Source organism: Geodermatophilus sp. CPCC 205506 (genome assembly GCF_051383635.1).
Taxonomy (GTDB): Bacteria; Actinomycetota; Actinomycetes; order Mycobacteriales; family Geodermatophilaceae; genus Geodermatophilus.
This window is the reverse complement of sequence record NZ_JALPKP010000110.1, coordinates 1-1,461: the sequence shown is the minus strand read 5'-3', so window position 1 is coordinate 1,461 and position 1,461 is coordinate 1. Positions and strand designations below refer to the sequence as shown.

The 1,461-nt window shown below is 44.0% G+C and carries 1 pseudogene; it reads left to right on the top strand.

Annotated elements, in window-relative coordinates:
• Positions 1-70: 70 nt before the first annotated feature.
• Positions 71-1,264, top strand: a pseudogene (gene tnpC, locus MY520_RS27830) (IS66 family transposase); the annotation flags it as partial.
• Between the last annotated feature and the right edge of the window lie 197 nt (positions 1,265-1,461).

Genomic DNA, 1,461 nt, shown 5'->3' with positions numbered 1-1,461 from the left:
ACATGTCCGTCAGGAAAAATTGGATAGCCTAGCTCAAAACGATTGGTAATACGATCTTAAGAACAAGACTTGTCCCGACTGTGAGCAGCCATTGGAAAATATTGGTCGCAAACTAATCAGTCGTGAACCGGTAGTTATCCCAGCACAGTTTTTCTGCAAGAACACTTATGCCAAGGTATATAAGTGTCGGCATTGTCATCCTAACGGTGGTGACAAGCTGGTGACTGCAGGTACACCTAGTCCACTGTTCAATCACAGCTACGTTTCAAGTAGTGTTTTAGCAAACATTGCGACCAACAAGTTCGATCTGGCAATTCCATTCAATCGTCAAGAACGCATCTGGAAAGCCGCCAGCTTGGAATTAAATTCCAAGCAGATGGCAAACGCCGTCATCAAAGGTGCCGATCTTTTTTTAAAACCACTGTATAACCTTCTCTGTGACCAATTGCGTCAAGAGAAGGTTGTTCATATGGATGAAACGCCTTTTCAAGTCCTTGACAGTGGCAAGAGCAGATCCTATTTCTGGGTCGTGCGAACACCGAAGGAGTTCGCAAATCATCAAATAGCCCTCTTTCATTACGCACCAACGCGTTCTGGTAAAGTTATCAGCGATGTTCTGACTTCTGATTATTCAGGAGCAGTCATGTGTGATGGTTATGGTGGCTATAGCCAAGAACGGTTGCCGGAATCAATCTTCGGCAGCTGTTTGATACATATCCGGCGACTATTCATTGAATTGGTCAAGGGTCTCAAATTAAAGGATGATGCCCCGGCAACAAAGGCCGTCAAGCTGCTTAGCAGGGTATTTCATTGTGAAAACAATTTGCAATACCAGACGCCAGCTGAGAAAAAGGCGCAACGGCAGAAGTTGGTCAAGCCACTGCTGGATGCCTTCTATACCTTTATCGAGGGAATTTCAAATCCGATGCATCGGCTGAGAAACGCCATCAAAAATGCCGTAAAACTCAAGTCACGTGTGTATCAGATTTTTGAAATCGGTGAGCTACCATTAAGCAACAATGCGGTGGAGCAAAGCATTCGGCCCTCGACCATCATCCGCAAAAACAGTCTGTTCGCGAAATCCACAGCTGATGCCAAAGCCAACGCGATTTTCTACACGATCGTTCAGACTGCCAAGTTAAACAACCTGAACGTCTTCAAATATCTGGAATTGATTTTTGAAGCGCACACCCGCTCTCAGAACCCGGATCTGAAGGCTTATTTGCCATGGAATCCAATGGTTCGGCAACTCTGCGGCAATTAAAATTGTATCGATAATAAAATGAGGCACCTCGCCAAACAGCGAGATGCCTCATTTTTTGTGCTATTTTTCAAGACGTGTCAATATGGTGTGCTTACAAGTCAATAATCATAATTTTTTCTGATTCGGATGTATTGTCATCAATGTGAGCAGCGATTTCTCTAGTTACATCAAAAGTATGGTGCTCATCGGTTAAATAT